This window comes from Streptomyces atratus (assembly GCF_014648655.1).
Taxonomy (GTDB): domain Bacteria; phylum Actinomycetota; class Actinomycetes; order Streptomycetales; family Streptomycetaceae; genus Streptomyces; species Streptomyces atratus.
In genome coordinates this window covers 1-569 of the sequence record NZ_BMRN01000232.1, presented here as the reverse complement: position 1 = coordinate 569, position 569 = coordinate 1, and the positions used below count along the sequence as shown (strand labels likewise).

The window sequence follows — 569 nt, the reverse complement described above, 5'->3', positions numbered from 1 at the left end:
GGCCTGCTGCTCAACGCCGACTCGGAGATCACGCAGCAGCCGGCCGACACGGTTCTGTCCGAGAGCACCGCGACCGCGTCGGCCGGCGATGCATCTCCTGCCGGCCCGATCCACTACCTGGGCGCCGGTCCCGGTCCGCTGGCCGTGATCCCCAAGGAACTCAATTTCATCTGGCTGGGTGGCGAACTGACGGACGGTGCCCGCGCCAACCTCCGGACATGGGCGGCCAAGGCAGAAGAAGCACAGTGGAAGCTGACGATCTGGACGGACGAGGGCGGCCGGCGCAACAACAAGGAGTTCCTCAAGGGCCTGGTGGATTCCGGCACCGTTCATCAAGGCCGGGTCGAGGACCTGTTCAAAAAGGACAAGAGCTCCGGCGGGGAGAAGCTGCCCTCCAAGGTGTCCAAGCTGTACGAGGCCGCGCGTAAGGAGAACAGCTTCGCGATGGCCTCCGACATCGCCAGATACACCCTCCTCCACAAGCACGGCGGGGTGTATCTCGATGTGGACCTGGGGCCGGGAGAGGCGGTGCTGCGTCCCGAGGGCGTGACAATGTCCAAGAGCGACGA

At 65.4% G+C, this 569-nt stretch carries 1 protein-coding gene; it reads left to right on the top strand.

Translation table 11 applies throughout. The features are described from left to right. The coding region (locus tag IEZ15_RS44255; RefSeq protein WP_268250522.1) for a glycosyltransferase at positions 1–569 on the top strand (569 nt) is incomplete at both ends.